We start from the raw sequence: 2,063 nt of genomic DNA, 5'->3' as shown, positions 1-2,063 counted from the left end.
TTTTCGAAGAGTATCAATTGTGAAAGAATTACTTATCTATGATATAATAAAAAGAAAAGGCTTGCATAAGAAAGTAGGGAGAATGAAGATGCAAAGAAGACAAGATAGAAATCAGGGTGGTTTAGCTTTTCGTTTTATGAAGGGCTTGGTAAACTTTTTTAGGAGTTATCGCAGGTGGAGCAATAAAGGATTTGTGGCGGTACTCTTGCTAGCAGTTGCTTTATCAATGGGCTTGGTCTTGTTGTTTGAAAGTTTCCAAGGCATGCCTCTGACCAGTCAAAAACGAGATACTATTTCTCAAGAGGGGACTAAGCAAAAGTCTCAGGAGCAGGAAGAGGAAAAAACTGCCAGAATTATGGCCAACGGAGATTTGCTCTACCACGATGGACTTTTCTTTTCAGCTAAAAAAGAAGACGGTACCTATGACTTTCATGAGAATTTTGAGTATGTGACACCTTGGCTTAAGCAAGCAGATTTAGCTATTGGTGACTTTGAAGGAACCATCAATAAGGATCATTATTTAGCGGGTTATCCTCTCTTTAATGCTCCTGCTGAAGTTATGGATGCCATTAAGGATGCAGGTTATCATGTGCTGGATTTAGCTCATAATCATATTTTGGATTCGCAAATTGAGGGAGTTATTTCAACGGCCGATATTATTGAAAAAGCTGGAATCACTCCAATCGGAGTTTATACGCATGAGCCACGTGATCAGGCTCCGCTGGTCATTAAGGAAGTGAATGGTATCAAGGTTGCACTGTTAGCCTATTCCTATGGTTTCAATGGCATTGAGCAGTATATTTCTCAGGAAGACTATAATCGTTATCTTTCAGATTTAAACGAAGATAAGATGAAGGCTGAAATTGAACGGGCGGAAAAGGAAGCAGATATCACCATTATCATGCCTCAGATGGGTGTTGAGTATCGCTTGGAACCAACTGAAGAACAAAAAGCTCTTTATCACAAGATGATTGATTGGGGAGCAGATGTTATCTTTGGAGGGCACCCACATGTAGTTGAGCCATCTGAAACGGTTGAAAAAGATGGAGACAAGAAACTCATTATCTATTCAATGGGGAACTTCATTTCCAATCAACGGATTGAATCTATGGGAGATGAAGAAAATGCTAAGTGGACTGAACGTGGCGTTCTCATGGACGTGACCATTAAGAAGAAGGATGGAAAAACAACTATCGGAACAGCTAAAGCTCATCCTACTTGGGTCAATCGAACACCAAAGGGAACCTTTTCACCAGAAGGCTATCCTTTATATCATTATCAAACCTATATCTTGGAAGATTTTATAGAGGGTGGCAGTCATCGTGACCAATTAGATGAAGCGACTAAGGAACGAATTGATACAGCCTATAAAGAAATGAACGAACATGTGGGATTGAAGTGGGAATAGCTTGAATTCAGAGGAAAGAAAATGACGATTAAGGTAATTGCGACAGATATGGATGGGACCTTGCTGGATGCTAGAGGCCAGCTGGATCTCCCACGCTTGGAAAAGATTTTAGATCAGTTGGATCAAAGGGGCATTCGTTTTGTCATCGCGACGGGCAATGAAATTCACCGCATGAGGCAACTACTGGAGCACTTGGTGAATCGAGTGGTTCTGGTTGTTGCCAACGGTGCTCGTATTTTTGAAAACAATGAACCGATTCAGGCTCAGACTTGGGATGATGCCATTGTCGATAAGGCTTTGGCTCATTTCAAGGATCGAGCGTGTCAGGACCAGTTTGTTGTGACGGCTATGAAGGGTGGTTTCGTCAAGGAAGGTACTATTTTTACAGACCTTGAAAGTTTTATGACTCCAGAAATGATTGAAAAATTCTACCAACGGATGCAGTTTGTGGATGAATTAACCTCTGACCTCTTTGGTGGTGTGCTCAAGATGAGTATGGTTGTTGGTGAGGAACGTTTGAGTTCGGTCTTGGAAGAAATCAATGACCTCTTTGATGGCCGTGTCCGAGCTGTATCGAGTGGCTATGGTTGCATTGATATCCTCCAAGCTGGAATTCATAAAGCATGGGGCTTGGAAGAATTACTCAAGCGTTGGG

General features: G+C 41.6%; 2 protein-coding genes. Both read left to right on the top strand.

The genetic code is table 11. The annotated features are described in order from the left end of the window. Positions 1-88: 88 nt before the first annotated feature. Positions 89-1,408, top strand: a complete 1,320-nt coding sequence (locus HT730_RS06815; RefSeq protein ID WP_173307160.1) for a CapA family protein — start codon at positions 89-91, stop codon at positions 1,406-1,408. A 21-nt stretch (positions 1,409-1,429) separates the two neighbouring features. Next, on the top strand, positions 1,430-2,063 hold a 634-nt coding region (locus HT730_RS06810), incomplete at its 3' end, for an HAD family hydrolase (RefSeq protein WP_173307159.1).

Origin of the sequence: Streptococcus sp. k-628 (assembly GCF_013277475.1) — a bacterium.
Lineage (GTDB): Bacteria > Bacillota > Bacilli > Lactobacillales > Streptococcaceae > Streptococcus.
Note: the sequence above shows the minus strand (reverse complement) of the source record. Positions and strands in the feature narration are given on the sequence as shown.